The sequence below is a fragment of the Pseudomonas sp. NPDC088890 genome, from assembly GCF_044900155.1.
In the GTDB taxonomy this organism is placed as follows: Bacteria; Pseudomonadota; Gammaproteobacteria; order Pseudomonadales; family Pseudomonadaceae; genus Aquipseudomonas; species Aquipseudomonas urmiensis.
Genome location: NZ_JBJDNG010000008.1, coordinates 1 through 21,845 on the forward strand (window position 1 = coordinate 1; position 21,845 = coordinate 21,845).

Sequence of the window (21,845 nt, forward strand, 5' to 3'; positions counted from 1 at the left end):
TGGTTTCTGGATGTGGCAAGGGTTGGCTGTGGCTGTGCTGGCCTCTTCGCGGGCAAGCCCGCTCCCACAGGTATTGTGGGGTTCTCGAGATAGCGGGATGTCTGCTGGGCTTGATGGTTTCTGAAAAAAATTGGCACTCCACTGTTCCAGAGGCCAACGCAATACCTGTGGGAGCGGGCTTGCCCGCGAAGAGGCCAGAACAGACGACAATTTCCCTTAACTGACCCCCATCAGTGTCCTTTTCGGAACCCTGATCTACGCTAACAGTCGCATCCCTCGAACCATTTGCGCGCAAGCAAGGAGCCTGAATGACGTTGAGGCGTCTACTGTCGGTCGTTTGCCTGGGGTTGCTGTTCCTGCTGTCGGGGTGCGAGAAGGAAGTCTCGAGTCCGAAACTGCCCAGGGTAGGTGTACTGCAAGTCCAACCCACTGATTTCGCCGCCAAGGTCACCCTGACCGGTGACGTACAAGCGCGTGTGCAGACCGATCTGTCGTTCCGCGTGGGTGGCAAGATCATCTCGCGCAGCGTCGATGTGGGCGATCACGTCAAGGCCAACCAGGTGCTCGCCCGGCTCGATCCGAAAGACCTGCAGAACAACGTCGAATCGGCCAAGGCTGAGGTATTCGCCGAGCAGGCGCGGGTCACCCAGACCAGCGCGGCGTTCGTTCGCCAGCAGAAACTGCTACCCAAGGGCTACACCAGCCAGAGTGAATACGACTCCGCCCAAGCCGCCCTGCGCAGCAGCCAGAGCGCGCTCAAGGCGGCCCAGGCGCAGTTGGCCAACGCCAAGGAACAACTGAGCTACACCGCGCTGGTTTCCGAAGCCGATGGCGTGATAACGGCGCGGCAGGCCGAGGTCGGCCAAGTAGTGCAGGCGACCATGCCGATTTTCGGCCTGGCGGTGGATGGCGACCGTGATGCGGTCTTCAACGTCTATGAGTCACTGTTGATTGCCCCACCAAGCGATGAGGGGGTGATCGTCAGCCTGCTGGATGATCCCAAGATCCAGGCCGAGGGCCGGGTGCGTGAGATCACGCCAACGGTGTCTGCCGAGAGCGGCACGGTGCAGGTCAAGGTGGCCCTGCGCAATGTGCCGGCGGGGATGCAATTGGGGTCGCCCGTGACCGCCACCGGGCGCAGCCAGGGCCGGCCAAGTATCGAATTGCCCTGGTCGGCACTGACCAAGGGGCTCAAGGAGCCCGCCGTATGGGTAGTCGGCGAGGGCGACAAGGTCGAGCTGCGCAAAGTCCAGGTGGGCCGTTACCTGACCGGCAAGATCGTCGTCGCCGACGGGGTCAAGGGCGGTGAGACCGTGGTCGTCAGTGGCGGCCAGTTATTGCACCCGGGCATGCAGGTAGAGAAGGTCAGCGCCAAGGACGGAGGGGCCGCGCCATGAAGCGCTTACTGCTGATACTGTCTGCCGGCCTGTTGCTCAGCGCTTGTGGCAGCGATGAAGAAAAACCCGAGCCGATCCGTCCAGTGCTGTCGATGCTGGTAGAGCCGCAGGTGCAATCGCTGCTGGGGCGCTTTGCTGGCAGCATCCAGGCGCGCTTCGAGAGCACCCTGGGCTTTCGTGTTTCTGGGCGCATTGCCCGGCGCTGGCTGGACGTGGGCGCGCGGGTCAACCCTGGCGATACCCTGGCGACCCTCGACCCGACCGATCAGCAAAACCAGTTGCGCGCCGCCGAGGGCGATCTGGCCAGGGTCGAGGCGCAGTGGATCAATGCCCAGGCCAACGCCCGCCGCCAGCAACAGTTGTACGACCGCGGCGTCGGCGCCCAGGCTCAGCTGGACATTGCCCAGACCGACCTGAAAACCACCGGCGCGTCGTTGGAACAAGCGCGCTCGGCGGTAAGCCAAGCCCGCGATCAACTCGACTACAGCACGCTGCGCAGCGACCATGCCGCCGTGGTCACCGCCTGGAAAGCCGAGGCCGGGCAAACCGTCAGCGCCGGTCAAGAAGTGGTCACCCTGGCCCGGCCTGACGTCAAGGAGGCCGTCATCGACCTGCCCATCCAACTCGCCGAGCAGTTGAACAAAGACCTCACCTTCACCGTTGCCTCGCAGCTCGATCCGAGCATCCACACCACCGCCACCCTGCGCGAGCTGGAGCCGCAGGCCGACGCCACCACCCGCACGCGCCGCGCCCGCCTGACCCTGGCTGACACCCCCGCTGCCTTCCATCTGGGCACGGCGATCAGTGTCACCCTGACTTCGGCAGTGACCCCGCGTACCGAGCTGCCGGGCACCGCGCTGCTCGAGCGCGATGGCAAGACCCAGGTCTGGGTGGTCGACCCACAACAAAAAACCGTCAGCACCCGCGACGTCACCCTGATCACGCGTACAGCCAACAGCATCATCCTCGCTTCCGGGGTGCAGCCTGGGGAGCGCGTGGTCACTGCCGGGGTCAATACCCTCAAGCCCGGCCAGCAGGTCACCTTCGATGAGGAAGAACGATGAAAGGAAGCTTCAACCTCTCGGAATGGGCGCTCAAGCACCAATCCTTCGTCTGGTACCTAATGTTCGTTGGCCTGCTGATGGGGGTTTTTTCCTACTTCAATCTCGGCCGTGAGGAAGACCCGTCGTTCACCATCAAGACCATGGTGATTCAGACCCGCTGGCCCGGCGCGACCCAGGACGAGACGCTCTACCAGGTCACCGATCGCATCGAGAAGAAGCTGGAGGAGCTCGATTCGCTCGACTATGTGAAAAGCTATACCCGCCCAGGCGAGTCGACGGTCTATGTCTACCTGCGCGACACCACCAAAGCGGCGGACATCCCGCAGATCTGGTACCAGGTGCGCAAGAAGATCGATGACATTCGCGGGCAGTTTCCCCAAGGCATCCAGGGGCCGGGTTTCAACGATGAATTCGGCGATGTGTTCGGTTCGATCTACGCCTTTACCGCCGACGGCCTGACCCTGCGACAGCTACGCGACTATGTCGAGCAGGCGCGCGCCGAAGTCCGCGAAGTGCCCAATATCGGCAAGATCGAACTGGTCGGCACCCAGGACGAAGTGCTCTACCTGAATTTCTCGACCCGCAAGCTGGCCTCGTTGGGTATTGATCAACGCCAGGTCATGCAGGCCCTGCAATCGCAGAACGCAGTGACCCCGGCCGGGGTGATCGAGGCTGGCCCGGAGCGTATTTCGGTGCGCACTACTGGCCAGTTCGCCTCGGAAAAAGACCTGGAAACCGTCAACCTGCGGATCAACGATCGCTTCTTCCGCCTGGCGGATATCGCCAATATCGAGCGCGGCTACACCGATCCGCCTGCGCCGATGTTCCGCTACAACGGCCAGACCGCCATCGGCCTGGCCATTGGCATGAAGGCCGGCGGCAACATCCAAGTGTTCGGCGAGGCGCTCAAGGAGAAGATGGACAGCATCGTCACCGAGCTGCCGGTAGGTGTCGGGGTGCACACGGTGTCCGACCAGTCGGTGGTGGTCGAGGAAGCGGTCGGTGGCTTCACCAGCGCCCTGTTCGAAGCGGTAGTGATCGTCCTGGCAGTCAGTTTCGTCAGCCTTGGCGTGCGCGCCGGGCTGGTGGTGGCCTGCTCGATTCCGCTGGTGCTGGCCATGGTGTTCGTGTTCATGGAGTACAGCGGCATTACCATGCAGCGGATCTCGTTGGGCGCGCTGATCATCGCCCTGGGCCTGCTGGTGGACGATGCAATGATCACCGTGGAGGTGATGGTCACACGCTTGGAGATGGGTGAGAGCAAGGAGCAGGCGGCAACCTTCGCCTACACCTCGACGGCTTTCCCAATGCTCACCGGCACCCTGGTGACGGTGGCGGGCTTCGTGCCCATCGGCCTCAACGCCAGCTCTGCGGGCGAGTACACCTACACCCTGTTCGCGGTGATCGCGGTGGCGCTGATCGTCTCCTGGGTGGTGGCGGTGTTCTTCGCCCCAGTGCTGGGCGTGCATATTCTCAAGAGCGACAAGCTCAAGGCGCACGACGCCGAGCCAGGCCGGGTTGGGCGGGCATTCGAGGGTGGGTTGCTGTGGTGCATGCGTCACCGTTGGCTGACCATCATCGGCACGGTGCTGCTGTTCGCCCTGGCGATCTTCAGCATGCGCTTCGTGCAGAACCAGTTCTTCCCGGCATCGGACCGACCGGAAATTCTGGTTGACCTGAACCTGCCGCAAAACGCCTCGATCGAAGAGACGCGCAAGGTGGTCGATCGCCTGGAAGCGAAGATCAAGGACGACCCGGACCTGGTGCGCTGGAGCACCTACATCGGCCAGGGTGCGATCCGCTTCTACCTGCCGCTCGACCAGCAACTGCAGAATCCCTACTACGCCCAGCTGGTGATCGTCAGCAAAGGCCTGGAAGAGCGCCAGGGCCTGATCGAGCGTCTGCAGAAGATCCTGCGTGAAGACTTCGTAGGGATCGGCACCAACGTCCAGTCGCTGGAAATGGGCCCGCCGGTAGGGCGGCCGATCCAGTATCGGGTCAGTGGCAAGGACATCGACCAGGTGCGCAAGCACGCGATCGAACTGGCCACCTTACTCGATGCCAACCCGCATATTGGCGAGATGATCTACGACTGGAATGAGCCGGGCAAGGTGCTGCGGGTCGAGATCGCCCAGGACAAGGCGCGCCAATTGGGCCTCTCGTCCGAGGACGTGGCCAACGTGATGAACAGCATCGTCAGCGGCGTGCCGGTCACCCAGGTCAACGACAACATCTACCTGGTCGATGTGATCGCCCGCGCCGAGGACAGCGAGCGCGGCTCGCCCGACACCTTGCAGAACCTGCAGATCCTCACCCCCAACGGCACTTCCATCCCGCTGCTATCGTTCGCCACCGTGCGCTATGAGCTGGAGCAGCCGTTGGTATGGCGGCGTGATCGCAAGCCGACCATCACCATCAAGGCGTCGGTCAGCGGCGAGATCCAGCCCACCGACCTGGTGGCCCAGCTCAAGCCGAAGATCGACGAGTTCGCCAGCCAGCTGCCGCCCGGTTATGAGGTGGCCACCGGCGGTACGGTGGAGGAGAGCGGCAAGGCGCAAGGGCCGATCGCCAAGGTCATTCCGTTGATGCTGTTCTTGATGGCGACTTTCCTGATGATCCAACTGCACAGCGTGCAGAAGTTGTTCCTGGTGGTCAGTGTGGCGCCGCTGGGCTTGATCGGCGTGGTGCTGGCGCTGGTGCCGACAGGGACGCCCATGGGCTTCGTGGCGATTCTCGGGATCTTGGCGCTGGCCGGAATCATCATTCGTAACTCGGTGATCCTGGTGACCCAGATCGATGAGTTCGAGGCTCAAGGTTATTCGCCATGGGATGCGGTAATGGAGGCGACCAACCATCGTCGGCGGCCGATTCTGCTCACGGCGGCAGCGGCCAGCCTGGGCATGATCCCGATTGCCCGGGAAGTGTTCTGGGGGCCGATGGCCTACGCCATGATCGGCGGCATCATCAGTGCAACGCTGCTGACGCTGTTGTTCCTGCCCGCGCTGTATGTGGCCTGGTACAAGATCCGTGAGCCGCAGGGCAAATCAACCTGAAACCTTGAAGTTGCTGAGCGCTTTGGGGCCGCTTTGCAGCCCTTCGCGGGCAAGCCCGCTCCCACAGGTACAGCGCTGCTCTCAAGATCTGCTCAATCCTTGTGGGAGCGGGCGCCCGCGAAGGGCCGCAAAGCGGCCCCAGTACTAGGACCAGGCTGTAGGCTTGTTAAAAATGGTTATATAAACATTCTTAAACAGTATTTTTAAGAATATCCGCGCCTCACTACTATGAGCCTCAAGCCAGGCGCAAATCCCCTTCAAACCTCTGCCCGGCACTTCACTCACAGGAGAACGAGCATGAGTGCATCTCTGCGTAGCATCGACGGTCAGGACGAAGCCACCATTCTGCGTGAGATTCAGAGCGCCTTGCGCGATCTGCGTTTCGGTGCGGTGGAGATTACCGTGCATAACGCTCAGGTCGTACAGATCGAGCGCAAGGAGAAGTTCCGCCTGCAGCAGCCCGGCAACAAGTCCGGCTGATACCGCCTCACTTACTAATTAGAAAAATGCCAATCGGGAGCTTCACCATGTCCATCCGCCGTTATGCGCTTGCCGCCCTGGCCAGTGCCGTTTTTGCCGGTTCCGCAATCGCCAAGGACTACGAACTGCTGAACGTGTCCTACGACCCGACCCGTGAGCTGTACCAGCAATACAACGCCGAGTTCATCAAGCACTGGCAACAGGCTCACCCGGACGACAAGGTGAAGATCCAGCAATCCCACGGTGGCTCGGGCAAACAAGCCCGGGCAGTGATCGACGGCCTGCGCGCCGACGTCGTGACCCTGGCCCTGGCCGGCGACATCGACGAAATCGCCAAGCTCGGCAAGACCCTGCCAGAGAACTGGCAGAGCCGCCTGTCAGACGCCAGCACCCCTTACACCTCGACCATCGTGTTCCTGGTGCGCAAGGGCAACCCGAAAGGCATCAAGGATTGGGGCGACCTGATCAAGAAAGACGTTTCGGTGATCACCCCGAACCCGAAAACCTCCGGCGGTGCGCGTTGGAACTTCCTCGCCGCCTGGGCCTACGGCCTGAAAACCGGTGGTAGCGAAGACAAAGCCAAGGCTTACGTGCAGGAGCTGTTCAAGCATGTTCCGGTGCTCGATACCGGCGCGCGTGGCTCGACCATCACCTTCGTCAACAACGGCCAGGGCGATGTCCTGCTGGCTTGGGAAAACGAAGCGTTCCTGGCGCTCAAGGAAGATGGCGGCAGCGACAAGTTCGAAATCGTCGTGCCTTCGCTGTCGATTCTCGCCGAGCCGCCAGTGGCTGTGGTCGACAAGAACGCGCAGAAAAAGGGTAACGAGAAGATCGCCGAGGAATACCTCAAGCACCTGTACAGCCCAGCTGGGCAGAAGATCGCCGCAGAAAACTTCTACCGTCCACGTGACGAGAAAGTCGCCGCCGAATTTGGCAAGCAATTCCCCAAACTCGATCTGGTAACCATCGACAAGGACTTCGGTGGCTGGAAGACTGCACAACCTAAGTTCTTCAACGATGGTGGCGTGTTCGACCAGATCTATCAGGCGCAGTAAGTCACCCTTACAGTGCCTCTCGGGAGCAACACCCTTCAGTAGCCTGTACTGGCCCGGGACTTGTCCCGGGCTTCGTGCGTTCAACCAGGGACCTTTATGTCACGTCGTATTTCCCCCGTCATACCCGGCTTCGGGCTGACGCTGGGCTACACCTTGGTGTACCTCAGCCTGATCGTGCTGATACCGCTGGCGGCCATGTTCATTCATGCCTCGCAGCTGACCTGGGAGCAGTTCTGGAACATCATCAGTGCGCCGCGGGTCATCGCCGCGCTCAAGCTGAGTTTCGGCACCGCCCTGTTCGCCGCCATCATCAATGGCGTGATCGGTACCCTGCTGGCCTGGGTGCTGGTGCGCTACACCTTTCCTGGGCGCAAGATCATCGATGCGATGATCGACTTGCCGTTCGCCTTGCCCACGGCCGTGGCCGGTATTGCGCTGACCGCGCTGTACGCACCGGCTGGCTGGGTCGGTCAGTTCGCCACCGACCTGGGCTTCAAGATCGCCTATACCCCGCTGGGCATCACCCTGGCCCTGACCTTCGTCACCCTGCCGTTCGTGGTACGGACCGTGCAGCCGGTGTTGGCGGACATCCCGCGGGAGGTCGAAGAAGCCGCTGCATGCCTGGGCGCGAAACCCTTGCAGGTGTTCCGCTACATCCTTGCGCCGGCACTGCTGCCGGCCTGGTTGACCGGCTTCGCCCTGGCCTTCGCCCGCGGTGTGGGTGAGTATGGCTCGGTGATCTTCATCGCCGGCAACATGCCGATGAAGACCGAGATCCTGCCGCTGCTGATCATGGTCAAGCTCGACCAATACGACTACACCGGCGCCACTGCCATCGGCGTGTTGATGCTGGTGGTTTCCTTCATCCTGCTGCTGCTGATCAACTTGTTGCAGCGGCGCATCGAAACCCCTTGAAGGAGGCCCGGCTCATGTCTAGTTCAACTATTGGCGCGGCGGCCGCCGCCAACGCCGCCCGCCGTGGCAGTGCCACTTCGCGGCGTGTGCTGATCGGCCTTGGCTGGCTGGTGTTTGCGTTGTTCCTGCTGTTGCCGCTGGTCATCGTCGTGTCGCAGGCACTGAAGAATGGCTTTGGCACGTTCTTCGAAGCGATCTTCGAGCCCGATGCCTTGTCGGCCCTCAAGCTCACCTTGTTGGCGGTGGTCATTTCGGTGCCGCTGAACCTGGTATTCGGCGTCAGCGCCGCGTGGTGCGTGAGCAAGTACAACTTCCGCGGCAAGAGCATCCTGGTGACGCTGATCGACCTGCCGTTCTCGGTCTCGCCGGTGATCGCCGGCCTGGTCTACGTGCTGATGTTCGGCGCCCAGGGCCTGTTCGGGCCCTGGCTGCAGGATCACGATATCCAGATCGTCTTTGCCCTGCCGGGGATCGTCCTGGCGACCATCTTCGTCACCGTGCCGTTCGTGGCCCGTGAGCTGATCCCGCTGATGCAGGAGCAGGGCACGCAGGAAGAGGAGGCCGCGCGCCTGCTCGGCGCCAACGGCTGGCAGATGTTCTGGCACGTGACCTTGCCGAACATCAAATGGGGCCTGATCTATGGCGTGGTGCTGTGTACTGCGCGGGCGATGGGCGAGTTCGGTGCGGTGTCGGTGGTTTCCGGGCACATTCGCGGGGTGACCAACACCTTGCCGCTGCACGTCGAGATCCTCTACAACGAATACAACCACGTCGCAGCTTTCAGCGTGGCCAGCCTGCTGCTGATCCTGGCGCTCTTCATCCTGCTGCTCAAGCAGTGGAGCGAGAACCGTATTAACCGCCTGCGCCAAAGCGCAGCGGAGGAATAATTCATGTCGATCGAAGTTCGTAACGTCAGCAAGCGCTTCAACAGCTTCCAGGCCCTGGACAACATCAACCTGGATATCCACAGCGGTGAGCTGGTGGCGTTGCTCGGCCCCTCCGGCTGCGGCAAGACCACCCTGCTGCGGATCATCGCCGGCCTGGAGACGCCGGATGATGGCAGCATCGTGTTCCATGGCGAGGACGTTTCTGGGCATGACGTGCGTGATCGCAACGTCGGTTTCGTGTTCCAGCACTACGCCTTGTTCCGCCACATGAGCGTGTTCGACAACGTCGCCTTCGGCCTGCGCATGAAGCCCAAGGGCGAGCGGCCGAGCGAGAGCAAGATCGCCGAGAAGGTCCATGAGCTGTTGAACATGGTCCAGCTCGACTGGTTGGCCGACCGCTACCCCGAGCAACTGTCCGGCGGCCAGCGCCAGCGTATTGCCCTGGCTCGCGCCCTGGCGGTCGAGCCCAAGGTGCTGCTGCTCGACGAGCCGTTCGGCGCGCTGGATGCCAAGGTGCGTAAGGAGCTGCGTCGCTGGTTGGCGCGGCTGCACGAGGACATCAACCTCACCTCGGTGTTCGTGACCCACGACCAGGAAGAGGCGATGGAAGTGGCCGACCGCATCGTGGTGATGAACAAGGGTGTGATCGAGCAGATTGGCTCGCCGGGTGAGGTGTATGAGCAGCCGGCCAACGATTTTGTCTATCACTTCCTCGGTGATTCGAACCGCCTGGCGCTGAGCGAGGGTAACCACGTGCTGTTCCGCCCGCACGAGGTGTCGCTGTCGCGGCATGAGACCGAGGGCCATCATGCGGCTGAGGTGCGTGATATTCGGCCGTTGGGCGCGACCACTCGGGTGACCTTGAAAGTGGCTGGGCAGAGCGAGCTGATCGAGGCCGAGGTGGTCAAGGATCACGACAGCCTGACCGGGCTGGCGCGCGGGGAGACGTTGTTCTTCCGGCCCAAGGTTTGGCAGAAGGTGGCGGATATTTGAGCATCTGAGTGAGTTGAAAAACCGGGCGAACGCCCGGTTTTTTTTGGGCCACTACTTCGTGGGAGCGGGCTTGCCCCGCGATAGCGTAGTCCGCTGCACCATCGCTATCGCGGGGCAAGCCCGCTCCCACGAAGCGTGTTTCAGGCAAGACGGGGATGCCTTGGGTGAATATTTCACATGCCGCTAATGCATGGGATTTTCGCAGGTTCGCCACAGCCCAACAACGACGCGGCTTTGCCTAAATTAGTAAAATCATTTATTCGATAACGATCTAGCTTTAATTTTAAACATTACTTTCAGAGATAAGCGTCTGGCGTCGATGATTCAGCCACGAGGCCCACCCAAGGAGGGCTGAAGACCTGAATCAACACCCCAGGAGTTTGATCAAATGGGTAATGTCCAGTCGGCCGTCAGGGCCTACGACCAGCCATGGCGTCCGGCCCCGGGCGACCTGGTCGAGCTTGGACGGACGCTTCGCCTGCCGCTCGGCCAACTGCGCCTGCAACGCACGCCGGTCAGCGGCCTCAAGCGCCGCGACAAATGGGCTCTGGCCTTGCTGGTCTTGGCCCTGCACGGCGCCGCCGCTTACTGGGTCAGCCAGTCGCCAACCCCACCGTTGCCAGTGGTGCCGCCGCAGATTCCACCGATGACCATCGAGTTCGCCGCACCGGCGCCACCGGTGGTCGAGCCACCGCCTCCTGCGCCTGCGCCGCCAATCGTCGAGCCGCCACCGCCGCCGGTAGTCGACGAGTTGGCAGCCAAGCCGGCACCCAAGCCAGTGCCAAAACCTAAACCCAAGCCCGCGCCTAAGCCTGTGGCCAAGCCCGAGCCCAAGCCGGTCGAAACGCCGCCGCCCCCCGTCGCCGCGCCCGCGCCAGTGGCGCCGCCTGCTCCAGCGCCGGTCACGCCGCCATCGGCCAACGCCGCCTACCTGAAGAACCCGGCGCCGGAGTATCCGCAGATGGCCCAGCGCCGCGGCTGGGAAGGCACCGTGCTGCTACGGGTCGAGGTACTGGCCAGCGGCAAGCCGGGGCAGATCCAGATCCAGAAAAGCAGCGGCCGCGATGCGCTGGACGCCGCCGCGTTGGCTGCGGTCAAGCGCTGGAGCTTCGTCCCCGCCAAGCAGGGTGATGTGGCCCAGGCCGGCTGGGTCAGTGTCCCGATCGATTTCAAGCTTCGTTAATACGCACCTGAACAGAACATTGGCAGAACATAGGAAGACTTCATCATGAGCCTGTTGGCATCCCCTCTCGAATCCGTAGAAAGCGCAGTCATCTGGCTGCTGGTTGGCTTCTCTGTCGTCACCTGGGGCCTGGCCTTGGTCAAGGTGGTGCAGTTCGTGCGCTTGAAGAACCAGGACAAACGCTTTCATCAGCAATTCTGGGCCGCCTCAAGCCTCGATTCAGCTGCAGAAATCAGCCATGAACTGCCCGGCCCTGCTGCCCGTGTCGCTCAGTCCGGCTACGCGGCTATCGCGGTGGGGGAGCCAGGCCATGCCAGCGACCTGAGCCAGTCGATCAACCATCAGGACCGCCTCGAACGTGCCCTGCGTCAGCAGATCGTGCGCGAGCGCCGCTCGCTGGAAACCGGCTTGGCAGTGGTTGCCAGTATCGGCAGCACCTCACCGTTCATTGGCCTGTTCGGCACTGTGTGGGGGATCATGGAGGCGCTTAAAGGCATCAGTGCGGCAGGCTCGGCCAGCCTGGAAACCGTGGCCGGTCCGATCGGTGCGGCGTTGGTCGCCACGGGTGTCGGTATCGCCGTCGCCGTGCCTGCGGTGCTGGTCTACAACTACTTCCTGCGCCGGCTCAAGCTGACCGCCGCCGACCTCGATGATTTTGCCCACGACTTCTACAGCCTGGCGCAGAAGAGTGCCTTCCGCGTGCTGGTCCACCCTGCTGTGCACAAGGCCCAGACTGGTTTTACCCAGCCTGTGAAGGAGGCGTCCTGATATGGCCTTCTCGACCCAGGACAGCGACGAAGTCCTCAGTGAAATCAACGTTACGCCACTGGTCGACGTCATGCTGGTGCTGTTGGTGGTGTTCATCGTCACCGCGCCACTGCTGACCAACGCCATCCCGATCAACCTGCCCAAGACCGAGGCCGTAGCCCCGGTGGAGCAGAAGGATCCGCTGGTGGTGAGCATCGATGGCGGCGGCAAATTGTTCATCAACAAGGATGAAATCCAGCCCGACCTGCTGGAAGCCAACCTCAAGGATGCCAAGGCCAAGGATGCCGAGCTGCGCGTGCAGTTGCAGGCTGACGACGGCGTCAACTATGGCGAGGTGGCGCGGGCCATGGCGGCCATCGAGCGTGCTGGCATTACCAAGCTGGCGGTGATTACCGCGCGCTGATCGGCAAACCTTCTTCAGGCAAGTGCTTCAGGGCCATATCTCTTGGCAGGGGATGGCCCTTCTTTTTTAGCTTAAAGCTGAAGATAAGTTATAAATAAATAGCTTCTTATTCCTTTACGAATATAACTCCCTCCCTATACTTGTCTGCAAGCACGCAAACTTCCAGGAGGCGTCCCCCATGCGCAATGAGTCGATTCGGTACCTGATTGTGCCGGGCTGGCAAGGATCGCCAGACAATCATTGGCAGAGTCACTGGCAACGCAGCCTGCCCAACAGCGCCAGGGTCGAGCAGCACGATTGGTTGACGCCGCTGCGCAGCGATTGGGTGCAGGCACTCGAGCAGGCGATTGGCGCCGACAGCTCGCCGGTGATTCTCATCGCCCATAGCCTGGGTTGCATCACGGTTGCCCATTGGGCGGCGCAGGCCAGCCCAGCCTTGTTGCGCCAGGTACGCGGTGCCTTGCTGGTGGCCCCGGCTGATGTCGAGCGGCCCACGTGCGCGCCGGCGCTGCGCAATTTTGCGCCGATCCCGATGCAGGCGCTGCCGTTCCCTAGCCAAGTGGTCAGCTCCGACAACGACCCGGCGGTCAACGTGCCGCGAGCGTTGTACCTGGCCCAGTCGTGGGGTGCCGAGGTTGGCCTGCTGGCCAATGCCGGGCATATCAACGTCAAGTCCGGCCATGAGCGCTGGGAGCAGGGTTTCGCTTACCTCTACCGCCTGCAGGGCCGAATCGAGCAACGCGCACTGCGCCGCGCCTGATCCGGCGGTTATCCACACAATGCCTGAGACGCCCGGCCGGTAGCGGCCCCGGGCGGGAGTTTGTCATGACTTTTCACAGCCCTTTCGGCCAGCCCCTGCTGACCTTCCCGGAACTGGATAAAAGCCCGCTGAGCATCCGCGCCAAGGCGCTGGTGTTCGTCGACCCACGTTCGCAGCAGCTGCGCCAAGACCTTGAGCGCCTGGCGCCACAGCCGTTGCCGGTGTTGATCCGTGGCGAGACCGGTACCGGTAAAGAGCTGCTGGCGCGGCAGATCCACCGGGCCAGCGACCGTGGCGGCCTGTTCGTTTCGGTCAATTGCGCGGCCATCAGCCACACCTACGCCGATGCCGAGTTGTTCGGCTACAGCGCTGGCACCCATGGCGGCACCGCCAGCAGCCGTGCGGGTTGGTTTGGCTCGGCCAATGGCGGCACGCTGTATCTGGATGAAATCGCCGACCTGCCGCTGGCCATCCAGGGCAAGTTGCTCGCCGCCCTGGAAAATCGTGAAGTCACCCGCGTCGGTGCGCAGCATCCGCAGCCAGTGGATGTGCGCCTGGTCGCCGCTTCCAGCATCGATCTTGGCCTGGCGGTCCGGGCGGGGCGCTTCAATGAGCGCTTGTATCATTACCTCCATGAAGGCGAACTGGAGTTGCCGGCGTTGCGTGAGCGGGTCGGCGACATCCTGCCGTTGGCCGAGTACTTCGTCGGGATCTATAGCGTGCGCCTGGAGCGGCCGCTGCCGCTGATCAGCGAGCAAGCGCAACAGGCACTGGAAGCTCACAGCTGGCCGGGCAATACCCGTGAGCTGGAAAACGTCATTCACTTCGCGTTGCTGGTCAGCGACGGCGAGGAAATTCTCCCCGAGCATCTCGACCTGCCCGACACCGCGCCGCTGGCCAGCCTCGCCGCCCAGCTGGCACAACTGAGCAGTAGCCGCGAGCCAGAAACCGCCGCCGCCCTGCGCCAGCTGCTGGAAAACGCCCTGGCCAACCTTGAGCAACCTGCGCGCTAGAGCGGCGCGTAGCCGCTCATAAGCAAACGCGGTAATGGCAGTTTGTTTTTGGAATAAGCAGCTAAGCAAAAGATATTGTTCCGGAATAAAAAATCCCGGTATCGTCCGCCTCACGTCCACCGCAGCCTGCGCTGGGCACCCAACATTGCCATCGCCGATGGCCCAGCTTGATTAAGGATCACCATGAAGAAATCCCTGCTGACTGCGGCCCTGGCTGCTGCCCTGTCGCTGACTGGCCTGGCCCACGCGGCTGAAAAACTGGTAGTTGCCGCAACGCCGGTACCCCACGCCGAGATCCTCGAGCTGATCAAGCCGACCCTGGCCAAAGAAGGCGTCGACCTGCAGATCAAGGTCTTCACCGACTACGTTCAGCCGAACGTGCAGGTCGACCAGAAGCGTCTTGACGCCAACTACTTCCAAACCCTGCCTTACCTGCAGAACTTCAACGAAGGCAAGGGCACCCACCTGGAAACCGTGATCGGCGTGCACGTCGAACCCTTCGGTGGCTACTCGAAGAAGGTCAAGAGCCTGAGCGAGCTCAAGGAAGGCGCCACCATTGCCATCCCTAACGAAGGGAGCAACAGCGGCCGTGCCCTGCTGCTGCTGCAGAAGGCTGGCCTGATCACCTTGAAAGATCCGAAGAACGCCCTGGCGACCCCGAAAGACATCGCCGAGAACCCGAAGAAGCTGAAGTTCCGCGAGCTGGAATCGGCCATGCTGCCGCGTGTGCTGGACCAGGTCGACCTGGACATGATCAACACCAACTACGCCCTGGAAGCTGGCCTGAACCCAGCCAAGGACGCCCTGGTGATCGAGGGTGCCGACTCGCCTTACGTGAACTTCCTGGTGGCGCGTCCTGACAACAAGGACAGCGACGCCATCCAGAAGCTGGCCAAGGCCCTGACCAGCCCAGAGGTGAAGGAATTCATCGCCAAGAAGTACAGCGGTGCGGTGCTGCCGGCGTTCTGATACGCCGGGGTCATCCCGTATGAAAAACGCCGACGCATTTGCGTCGGCGTTTTTGTTTGTGCCGGGGGTGCTGGGTTGTCAGTGCCGGCCCTATCGCGGGGCAAGCCCGCTCCCACGCAGTTATCCAACGTTAAAAACGGCGCGTGGGAGCGGGCTTGCCCCGCGATAGGGCCTACCTGACAAACAGGAATCAGCGCTGTCCAGCAAGGGCCTTGCGCAAAGCCAGCAACCACTGGAGTTGTTCGTTCGAAGTCGGGGTGCAGGGGCTGTTCATCGTTATCGTCCTTGTTGGTGTGATGGGCCGTGCAGGTCACAGTTTGAAACCTGTTTGAGGTACTTTTTCCATGAAAGATCCCAAGCTTAGGTAGGAAATTTCTGGTTAGCCCATCAAGTGATATCAATATGCAATAAGGGTATTTAGAGAAAGTTTTTTATACCTTTAGAGTCTACCCAGCGTGCTTACCCGCACCCCTTGATTTGATCGACAACGACGCCGAGTGACCCTCGCGCCGACTGGGAATGACTCCAATGCCGTACCCCTGCAACCTCGTGTCGAGGCGCCAGCCATGACCTTCGACACCGCGTTCATGCTCAGCACCTTGCCGGCGTTTTTCCAAGCCGTTGGCGTGACCTTGCAAGTCGGCCTGATCGCCATCGCCACCTCGTTGCTGGTGGCCGTGATCAACGCCACCATCCTGGTGTTTCGCACCCCCTACCTGTGGCGCCTGGTGAAGGGTTACGTGGAACTGGCGCGCAACACGCCGCTGTTGATCCAGCTGTTCTTCATCTACTTCGCCTTGCCCACCCTTGGGGTGAAGGTGTCCGGCTTTGCCGCGGCAATCATCACCATGACGTTCATGGGCGGTGCCTACCTGACCGAAGTCCTGCGCGCGGGTGTCGAGGCGGTGCCGCGCGCACAGCTGGAGTCGGGGCGCTCGATTGGTTTGTCCGAGGGCCAGCTGCTGCGCCATGTGATCCTGCCCCAGGCTGGCATCCTCAGCTTGCCGGCGCTGTTCGCCAACTTCATCTTCCTGCTCAAGGAGACCACCGTGGTCTCGGCGGTAGCGGTGCCGGAGATTCTCTACACCACCAAGAACTACATCGCCCTGTACTACAAGACTTACGAAATGCTGGCCGTGCTGACCCTGCTCTGCGTGTTGCTGTTCCTGCCGCTGTCGCTGCTGCTGCGCTATGTCGAACGGAGGCTGCAACATGGCCAGTTCGGCTCCTGAGCTGCTGCTGATCTCGCTGCCGCAACTGGCGGCTGGGGCAGCGCAAACTTTGGCTATTTCGGCCCTGGGAATTGTCTTCGCGACCTTGGGTGGGGTGCTTTATGGCGTGCTCGCCACTGTCGGCAACCGGCTGCTGAACCTGCTGTTGCAGGTGTACCTGGAACTATTCCGGGCGATCCCGGTGCTGGTCTGGTTGTACCTGGTGTTTTTCGGCCTGCCGATCTTCTTTTCCATCAGCATCCCCAGCTTCTGGTGTGCGGTGCTGGTGCTGGGCCTGTGGGGCGCCAGCGAAGTGGGGGAGGTGGTGCGCGGTGCATTGCAGTCGCTGCCGCGTGGCCAGCGTGAGGCGGGGCTGTCGATTGGCCTGGCCAGTTGGCAGTTGTATGGCTACGTGCTGCTGCCGCAGGCGCTCAAGCGCATGACCCCGCCGACCATCAACATCTACACGCGGATCATCAAGACCAGTTCGCTGGCGGTGCTGATCGGCGTGGTCGAGGTGATCAAGGCTGGCCAGCAGATCATCGAACGCACCTATGAATCGGTGCTGATCTATGGCGCGCTGTTCCTGTTCTTTTTCTTTGTCTGCTATCCGCTGTCCGCCGCCTCGCGCGCGCTGGAACGTCGCTGGGCCCACGCATGAACGCACTGATCGAATTCCAAGGCTTCAACAAATACTTTGCCGAGCAGCAGGTACTCAAAGATGTCGACCTGCAGGTTCACGCCGGCGAAGTGGTGGTAATCCTCGGCCCCAGCGGCTGCGGCAAGAGCACCTTGCTGCGTTGCCTCAATGGCCTGGAACAGGCCCACAGCGGCCACTTGCGCCTGGAAGGCCAAGAACTGCTTGCACCGGGCACCAACTGGCGCCAGGTGCGCCAACGGGTTGGCATGGTGTTCCAGAGCTATCACCTGTTCGGCCATATGAGCGTGATCGACAACCTGCTGCTTGGCCCGCTGAAGGTGCAGAAGCGCCAGCGCGGTGAAGCCCAGGCCCAGGCTGAAGCACTGCTGGCGCGGGTTGGCTTGCTGGACAAGCGCGACGCCTTCCCGCGCCAGCTGTCCGGCGGTCAGCAGCAGCGCATCGCGATCGTGCGTTCGTTGTGCATGAATCCGCAGGTGATGCTGTTCGATGAAGTCACCGCCGCGCTCGATCCGGAAATGGTCAAGGAAGTGCTGCAAGTTATCCAAGGGTTGGCCCGCGACGGCATGACCCTGCTCATCGTTACCCATGAAATGGCCTTCGCCCGCGCGGTGGCCGATCGCATCGTGTTCATGGAGGCCGGCAGGATCCTTGAACAAAGCGACCCCGAGAGCTTCTTCACCCAACCGCGAACCGCACGCGCGCAGCAGTTCCTGGAGAAATTCTCCTTCGTCGAAAGCCTGCCGAAGACATTAGAAAAGGAACTGTCATGAAAACTGCCAACCTCACCAAACTGCTGGCGCCGTTGTTCGGCCTGGCCCTGCTGGCCGGCTGCAACAAGGCTGAAGAGCCGGCCAAACCCGGCGCGGCAACCCCGGCGCCGGCCACCAGCTACCTGGAAGTGATCAAGGCCCGCGACAAGCTGATCGTCGGTGTGTTCACCGACAAACCGCCGTTCGGTTTCGTCGATGAAAGCGGCCGTTATGTGGGCTTCGATACCGATATCGGCCGGCGTCTGGCCCTTGATCTGCTGGGCGACGAGAACAAGGTGGAATTCGTCGCGGTCGAGCCGGCCAGCCGTATTCCGTTTTTGCAGAGCGACAAGGTCGACCTGATCCTGGCCAACATGACCGTGACCCCGGAGCGCAAGGAAGCGGTGGACTTCACCAATCCCAACCTGCGCGTCGCGGTGCAGGCCATCGTGGCTGACGGCAGCGCGGTGAAGAAGCTCGATGACCTGGCGGACAAGACCATCATCGTCACCACTGGGACTACCGCTGACATCTGGCTGACCAAGAACCATCCGGACTGGAAACTGCTCAAGTTCGAGAAAAACAGCGAATCGCTGCAAGCCCTGGCCAACGGCCGTGGCGATGCTTACGCCCAGGACAACCTGATTCTGTTCAGCTGGGCCAAGCAGAATCCGGGCTATCGCGTGTTGCCGGAGCTGCTGGGTGAGGAAGCGCCGATTGCGCCGGCGGTGAAGAAGGGCAACACCGAGCTGCGCGATTGGGTCAATGCCGAGCTGGCCAAGTTGGGTGAGGAGAAATTCCTGCTCAAGCTGTATGACCAGTATGTGCGTAAAGAGCTGTCTGATGACACCAAGCCTGAGAGCGTGATTGTCGAAGGCGGCAAGTGGCAGGGGTGATCGGAAAACCGGGCCGCTTCGCGGCCCACTTTCAAAGTGCAGGTCGGCGCGGTTTTCGACACACACCGAGCGTTGCGAGAAAACCTTCAGGTCGCTGAATCAGAAGCTATTGCGGGGCAACCAGTTCAAGAGAAACGCATTGACGGCTTCAGGGTTCTCCAGGTTGGAGATATGCCCCGCCTGGGGTATGAGCGCGGCCAGGCAATTGATCGATCTTGCCATTTCGTTGGCCTCCGTAGGGGGGCGCGGGGTGTCCTGATCGCCACACAGAATGATGGTGCGTTCTGCCGGCAGTTCGCTCAACCGTGGTAACCAAGAGGGGCGACCAAATATCAATCGGCCCATAGGAACGAGGCTACTGTGTAGCGCTTGTGCGCTGCGCCCCTTGAGCTGGGCGCGAAACCGCTCGCGAATTGAGGGCACGGTCTGTCCACCGGCATGAAAGAAGATCGGCACAATCGTGTCCAGCAGTTGATCGCTGAATTCTCCCGCCGCATTGGCCGCGTCCAGCAGCGCAAAGTACTGCTGACGTGTGGTTTCAGGCTCGGCGCCCAGGTAGGTATCCATCAGCACTAAACGATCAACCCGTTCGGGGTGCTCGATTGCCAATGGAGCACCCCACATCCCACCCACCGACAAACCGACCAAATGGCACTTGGAAATTTTCAGCGCGTCGAGAAATGCCAAGTGCTGGCGCACCAGTGCATTCATGTCCACGGTAGTTGATGGTGGTGTGTCGGAGTCGCCGTGCCCCCAGAGCTCAGGAACCAGCACCCGGAAATGCTTTGAAAGCGCTTCGATCTGTGGCTGCCACATGTCTGCAGACCACAAATAACTGTGGCCAAGTAGCACTGGGAAGCCATGGCCCTGATCGATGTAGCTCATCCTTGCGCCATCGATTTCAATGAATTGCTTGTGCATGCACTATTCCGTTGTTCGCTGGGAGGTGAGTTAGCTTGCTAGCGTTTAGAGCAGTCGATACCCGTTACTCACTTAGTAGGCACCAGTCGAAGCGTGCTCTGTGCGGGGATAATTCCCATCTTTGCCCGGAAATATCTCCCCTCAATGTAGGACTCGGCCTGATCAGCATAATGCTTGTCGAACGGCACTCCACTTTGCCCCACTGGGTTGATACTTACTGCCTGCCCCGCATCGGCAAAATCCACCACCCGCCGTGTCGACGGTCCATAAGTCACCGGCCAAGGCGCCGGGCCAATCTTCGCCGACAAATTGTTCGGCACCTCATGGGTGCCCGGTGCGGCAAACGGCCCGACGTTGAACAACAGATTCAGCGGTTTTTTCACCCCCAGCGGATGGCCGTGCGTCAGGGTGTGGGCCTTGCCCCACTGCCAGTTTGCCGGGTCCTTGCCGAAGGTCTCACGCAAGTGCGCCAGGCTTTTGCCCCAGGCCTGACGAACGATGGCAACGCGGTCGGTACGCTGGTTGGCGCCGCGCTGATTCCACCAGGGCGAGTCGGCATCGGCGGCCAGGCGCGGCAAGGCGGCGTCGATGGCGCGGGTGCTGATCAGCACCGGGAACCAGCTGTCGCCCAGCTCATCATGCAACGCTGCATACGCGAGTTCGTAAAGGAACTGGTTGAACAGCGTGGCGCTGGTCGAATCCAGCGGGTAGTCGCCGCGCCAAGCGGCCAGCTGTTCAACCAGCTCCTTCTCCTGATCGCCCTCGGCAACGCTGCGCAGGGTCGCCAGCAGTGGCGCTAGAGTGCGCGGGCCATAGTCGTTGGCGGTGTCCAGTTGCAGTGCCTGGCTATTCTCCACGTCCCACTTCACCTCAGGGTTGGCCAGGTGACGGTCGAGTTGGCGGCCGCGGTCGGCCAGGTTGTAGTAGCCGGGCACTGGCACGGCGGCAGGTGGCTGGTAGTTGGCCGAGACGATGTAGCCGCTCGCCGGGTTTTCCTGTTGCGGGTTGACGCTGAAGGGGTAGAAACCAAGCTTCTGTGCCTGACTGCTGCTGCCGTCGAGAATGAACGCCGGGTTGACCCCATCGGGACGGATCGGCAGTTGCGCTGCCGCCCACCAACCGATATCGCCGCGGGCGTTGGCCCATACCAGATTGAGCCCTGGTGACTGGATCTTCACCGCCGCCAAACGCATCTTGCCCAGGGTATCGGCCCGGTTGAGCTGGTAGAAGCCTTCAAGCACCGGGTTTTCCGTTTCCAGGAAGGCCCACCACATGGCGATTGGAGCAGGTCCGGCGTTTTCGCCCAGCACGGTATTGACGATCGGGCCGTGGGGCGAGCGACGCAAGGTGATATCCACCGGTGCCTCACCTTTGACCGCGATCTGCTGCTGGGTCTGCTGCAGCGTTTGCCACTGGCCGTCGATCATGACTTGTTCGGCATTGGCCGGATTGGCCTTCTCGGCGATCAGGTCGACGTCGTCGTTCTGGAACATGGTCAGGCTCCAGCCAAAGTCGCGATTGTGGCCCAGCAGCGCGAAGGGGTTTAGCGCCTGGAAATAGCCATACAAGTTGAAGCCTGGGGCAGAGAGCTCGGCTTCATACCACACCGCTGGCACGGCGAAACCGATGTGGGGGTCGCCCGCTAACAGCGTCCTGCCGCTGCGCGTGCGGCTGCCTGATATGGCCCAGGCATTACTGCCCTCGAACTGCGGGATGCCTACCTCGCCCAGCGCGTCGTGACTGAGCCGCGCCAACTGCTCCAGGCTGCGCCAATCGGCACTGGCCAGGGGCGTTGCGAGGGCGCCGTCGGGCTGCCAGTCAAGGTCGAAGATCTTCAGGTACTCAGGACCGAGCTGGTCGCGAATGTAGGTCAGTGCAGGCTCGGTGCGAAACGCCGCGGCAAAGCTATAGGCCAGGTAGCCGGCGATGCTCAGGGTGTCTTCGGCGGTGAAGGGGCGTGCAGGGATGCCTAGGATGTCGAACTCCATGGGTTTGGGGTGGCTGGCCTGCCATTGGTTGACCCCATCCAGATAGGCTTGCAGGCCCTTCCAGGCCGGGCCTTGACGGTCCTGGCGCTGGACCATGCGTTCAGCCTGCTCGCGAATACGCAGGCTGCGAAACAGGGTGTCGGTGGGCAGTAATTTACTGCCGAGCACTTCGGCCAGTTCACCCCGCGCCAGGCGGCGCATGATCTCCATCTGGAACAGCCGGTCCTGGGCATGCACATAGCCCAGTGCGCGGTACAGGTCGGTTTCGTTCTGCGCTTGCAGGTGCGGTACGCCGCGGGCGTCATAGCGCACGCTGACCGGCGCTTGCAGGCCGCTGATCACCACTTCGCCGGTGCGCTGCGGCTGCTTGCCCTGTACGTACCAGTAACCGGCGCCAGCGGCCACGGCGATGACGATGGCCAACACGCTCAGGCTGCGTTTCATCAGGACTCCTTGTGCATTCGGGGGCAAACTGTGGT

Annotated in this window: 20 protein-coding genes; 18 read left to right on the plus strand and 2 right to left on the minus strand. The window is 61.8% G+C overall.

Translation table 11 applies throughout. The annotated features are described in order from the left end of the window. The first annotated feature begins 308 nt into the window (after window positions 1–308). The 18 genes from ACI2JX_RS17535 to ACI2JX_RS17620 all read left to right on the plus strand — a co-directional run bounded on the left by ACI2JX_RS17535 (window position 309) and on the right by ACI2JX_RS17620 (window position 18,457). A complete protein-coding gene (locus tag ACI2JX_RS17535) occupies window positions 309–1,397 on the plus strand; it encodes an efflux RND transporter periplasmic adaptor subunit (RefSeq protein ID WP_404690623.1) in 1,089 nt (362 codons plus the stop codon). Then, window positions 1,394–2,461 (plus strand): efflux RND transporter periplasmic adaptor subunit, encoded by a 1,068-nt coding sequence (locus tag ACI2JX_RS17540; RefSeq protein WP_404690624.1) that lies wholly within the window; start codon window positions 1,394–1,396, stop codon window positions 2,459–2,461. The genes ACI2JX_RS17535 and ACI2JX_RS17540 overlap by 4 nt, the downstream gene beginning before the upstream one ends. Continuing rightward, a complete protein-coding gene (locus ACI2JX_RS17545) occupies window positions 2,458–5,514 on the plus strand; it encodes an efflux RND transporter permease subunit (protein ID WP_404690625.1) in 3,057 nt (1,018 codons plus the stop codon). The genes ACI2JX_RS17540 and ACI2JX_RS17545 overlap by 4 nt, the downstream gene beginning before the upstream one ends. A 297-nt stretch (window positions 5,515–5,811) precedes the next feature. Beyond that, entirely contained in the window at window positions 5,812–5,994 is a 183-nt protein-coding gene (oscA, locus tag ACI2JX_RS17550; RefSeq protein ID WP_016489716.1) for a sulfur starvation response protein OscA, read from the plus strand. Window positions 5,995–6,041: 47 nt separating this feature from the next. Next, window positions 6,042–7,049, plus strand: a complete 1,008-nt coding sequence (locus ACI2JX_RS17555) for a sulfate ABC transporter substrate-binding protein (RefSeq protein WP_368971725.1) — start codon at window positions 6,042–6,044, stop codon at window positions 7,047–7,049. A gap of 96 nt (window positions 7,050–7,145) precedes the next feature. After that, a complete protein-coding gene (cysT, locus tag ACI2JX_RS17560) occupies window positions 7,146–7,964 on the plus strand; it encodes a sulfate ABC transporter permease subunit CysT (RefSeq protein WP_186555869.1) in 819 nt (272 codons plus the stop codon). A 14-nt stretch (window positions 7,965–7,978) separates the two neighbouring features. After that, a complete protein-coding gene (gene cysW / locus ACI2JX_RS17565; protein WP_186555870.1) occupies window positions 7,979–8,851 on the plus strand; it encodes a sulfate ABC transporter permease subunit CysW in 873 nt (290 codons plus the stop codon). 3 nt (window positions 8,852–8,854) lie between these two features. Next, complete coding sequence (locus tag ACI2JX_RS17570) at window positions 8,855–9,844, plus strand: sulfate/molybdate ABC transporter ATP-binding protein (protein ID WP_186555871.1); 990 nt, start codon at window positions 8,855–8,857, stop codon at window positions 9,842–9,844. Between the two features lie 388 nt (window positions 9,845–10,232). Further along, window positions 10,233–11,027, plus strand: coding sequence for an energy transducer TonB (locus tag ACI2JX_RS17575; RefSeq protein WP_404690626.1), 795 nt, complete (start codon window positions 10,233–10,235; stop codon window positions 11,025–11,027). Between the two features lie 45 nt (window positions 11,028–11,072). Further along, the gene (locus ACI2JX_RS17580; protein ID WP_186555873.1) at window positions 11,073–11,795 is read left to right on the plus strand and encodes a MotA/TolQ/ExbB proton channel family protein; all 723 of its coding nucleotides are present in this window, start codon (window positions 11,073–11,075) and stop codon (window positions 11,793–11,795) included. 1 nt (window position 11,796) lies between these two features. After that, window positions 11,797–12,198 (plus strand): biopolymer transporter ExbD, encoded by a 402-nt coding sequence (locus tag ACI2JX_RS17585; RefSeq protein ID WP_186555874.1) that lies wholly within the window; start codon window positions 11,797–11,799, stop codon window positions 12,196–12,198. A gap of 178 nt (window positions 12,199–12,376) precedes the next feature. Further along, window positions 12,377–12,958, plus strand: a complete 582-nt coding sequence (locus ACI2JX_RS17590) for an alpha/beta hydrolase (protein ID WP_368971722.1) — start codon at window positions 12,377–12,379, stop codon at window positions 12,956–12,958. A 65-nt stretch (window positions 12,959–13,023) separates the two neighbouring features. Further along, window positions 13,024–13,971, plus strand: coding sequence for a sigma 54-interacting transcriptional regulator (locus tag ACI2JX_RS17595; protein WP_264236798.1), 948 nt, complete (start codon window positions 13,024–13,026; stop codon window positions 13,969–13,971). 183 nt (window positions 13,972–14,154) lie between these two features. Then, window positions 14,155–14,940: a MetQ/NlpA family ABC transporter substrate-binding protein gene (locus tag ACI2JX_RS17600; RefSeq protein ID WP_404690627.1), complete on the plus strand. Its 786-nt coding sequence runs from the start codon at window positions 14,155–14,157 to the stop codon at window positions 14,938–14,940. A 566-nt stretch (window positions 14,941–15,506) separates the two neighbouring features. Continuing rightward, window positions 15,507–16,172 carry an amino acid ABC transporter permease gene (locus ACI2JX_RS17605; RefSeq protein WP_186555878.1) on the plus strand — a complete coding sequence of 222 codons (666 nt, stop codon included), beginning with the start codon at window positions 15,507–15,509 and terminating at the stop codon, window positions 16,170–16,172. Next, window positions 16,153–16,812, plus strand: coding sequence for an amino acid ABC transporter permease (locus tag ACI2JX_RS17610; RefSeq protein ID WP_404690628.1), 660 nt, complete (start codon window positions 16,153–16,155; stop codon window positions 16,810–16,812). The genes ACI2JX_RS17605 and ACI2JX_RS17610 overlap by 20 nt, the downstream gene beginning before the upstream one ends. Next, window positions 16,809–17,582, plus strand: coding sequence for an amino acid ABC transporter ATP-binding protein (locus ACI2JX_RS17615; protein ID WP_264236796.1), 774 nt, complete (start codon window positions 16,809–16,811; stop codon window positions 17,580–17,582). Before ACI2JX_RS17610 ends, ACI2JX_RS17615 begins: the two co-directional genes overlap by 4 nt. Then, a complete protein-coding gene (locus ACI2JX_RS17620; protein ID WP_264236795.1) occupies window positions 17,579–18,457 on the plus strand; it encodes a transporter substrate-binding domain-containing protein in 879 nt (292 codons plus the stop codon). The genes ACI2JX_RS17615 and ACI2JX_RS17620 overlap by 4 nt, the downstream gene beginning before the upstream one ends. 99 nt (window positions 18,458–18,556) lie before the next feature. On the opposite strand, the gene ACI2JX_RS17625 is transcribed toward ACI2JX_RS17620, so the two are convergent. Continuing rightward, window positions 18,557–19,378, minus strand: coding sequence for an alpha/beta fold hydrolase (locus tag ACI2JX_RS17625; protein ID WP_404690629.1), 822 nt, complete (start codon window positions 19,376–19,378; stop codon window positions 18,557–18,559). Window positions 19,379–19,446: 68 nt separating this feature from the next. Further along, entirely contained in the window at window positions 19,447–21,810 is a 2,364-nt protein-coding gene (locus ACI2JX_RS17630; protein ID WP_404690630.1) for a penicillin acylase family protein, read from the minus strand. Window positions 21,811–21,845 lie beyond the last annotated feature (35 nt).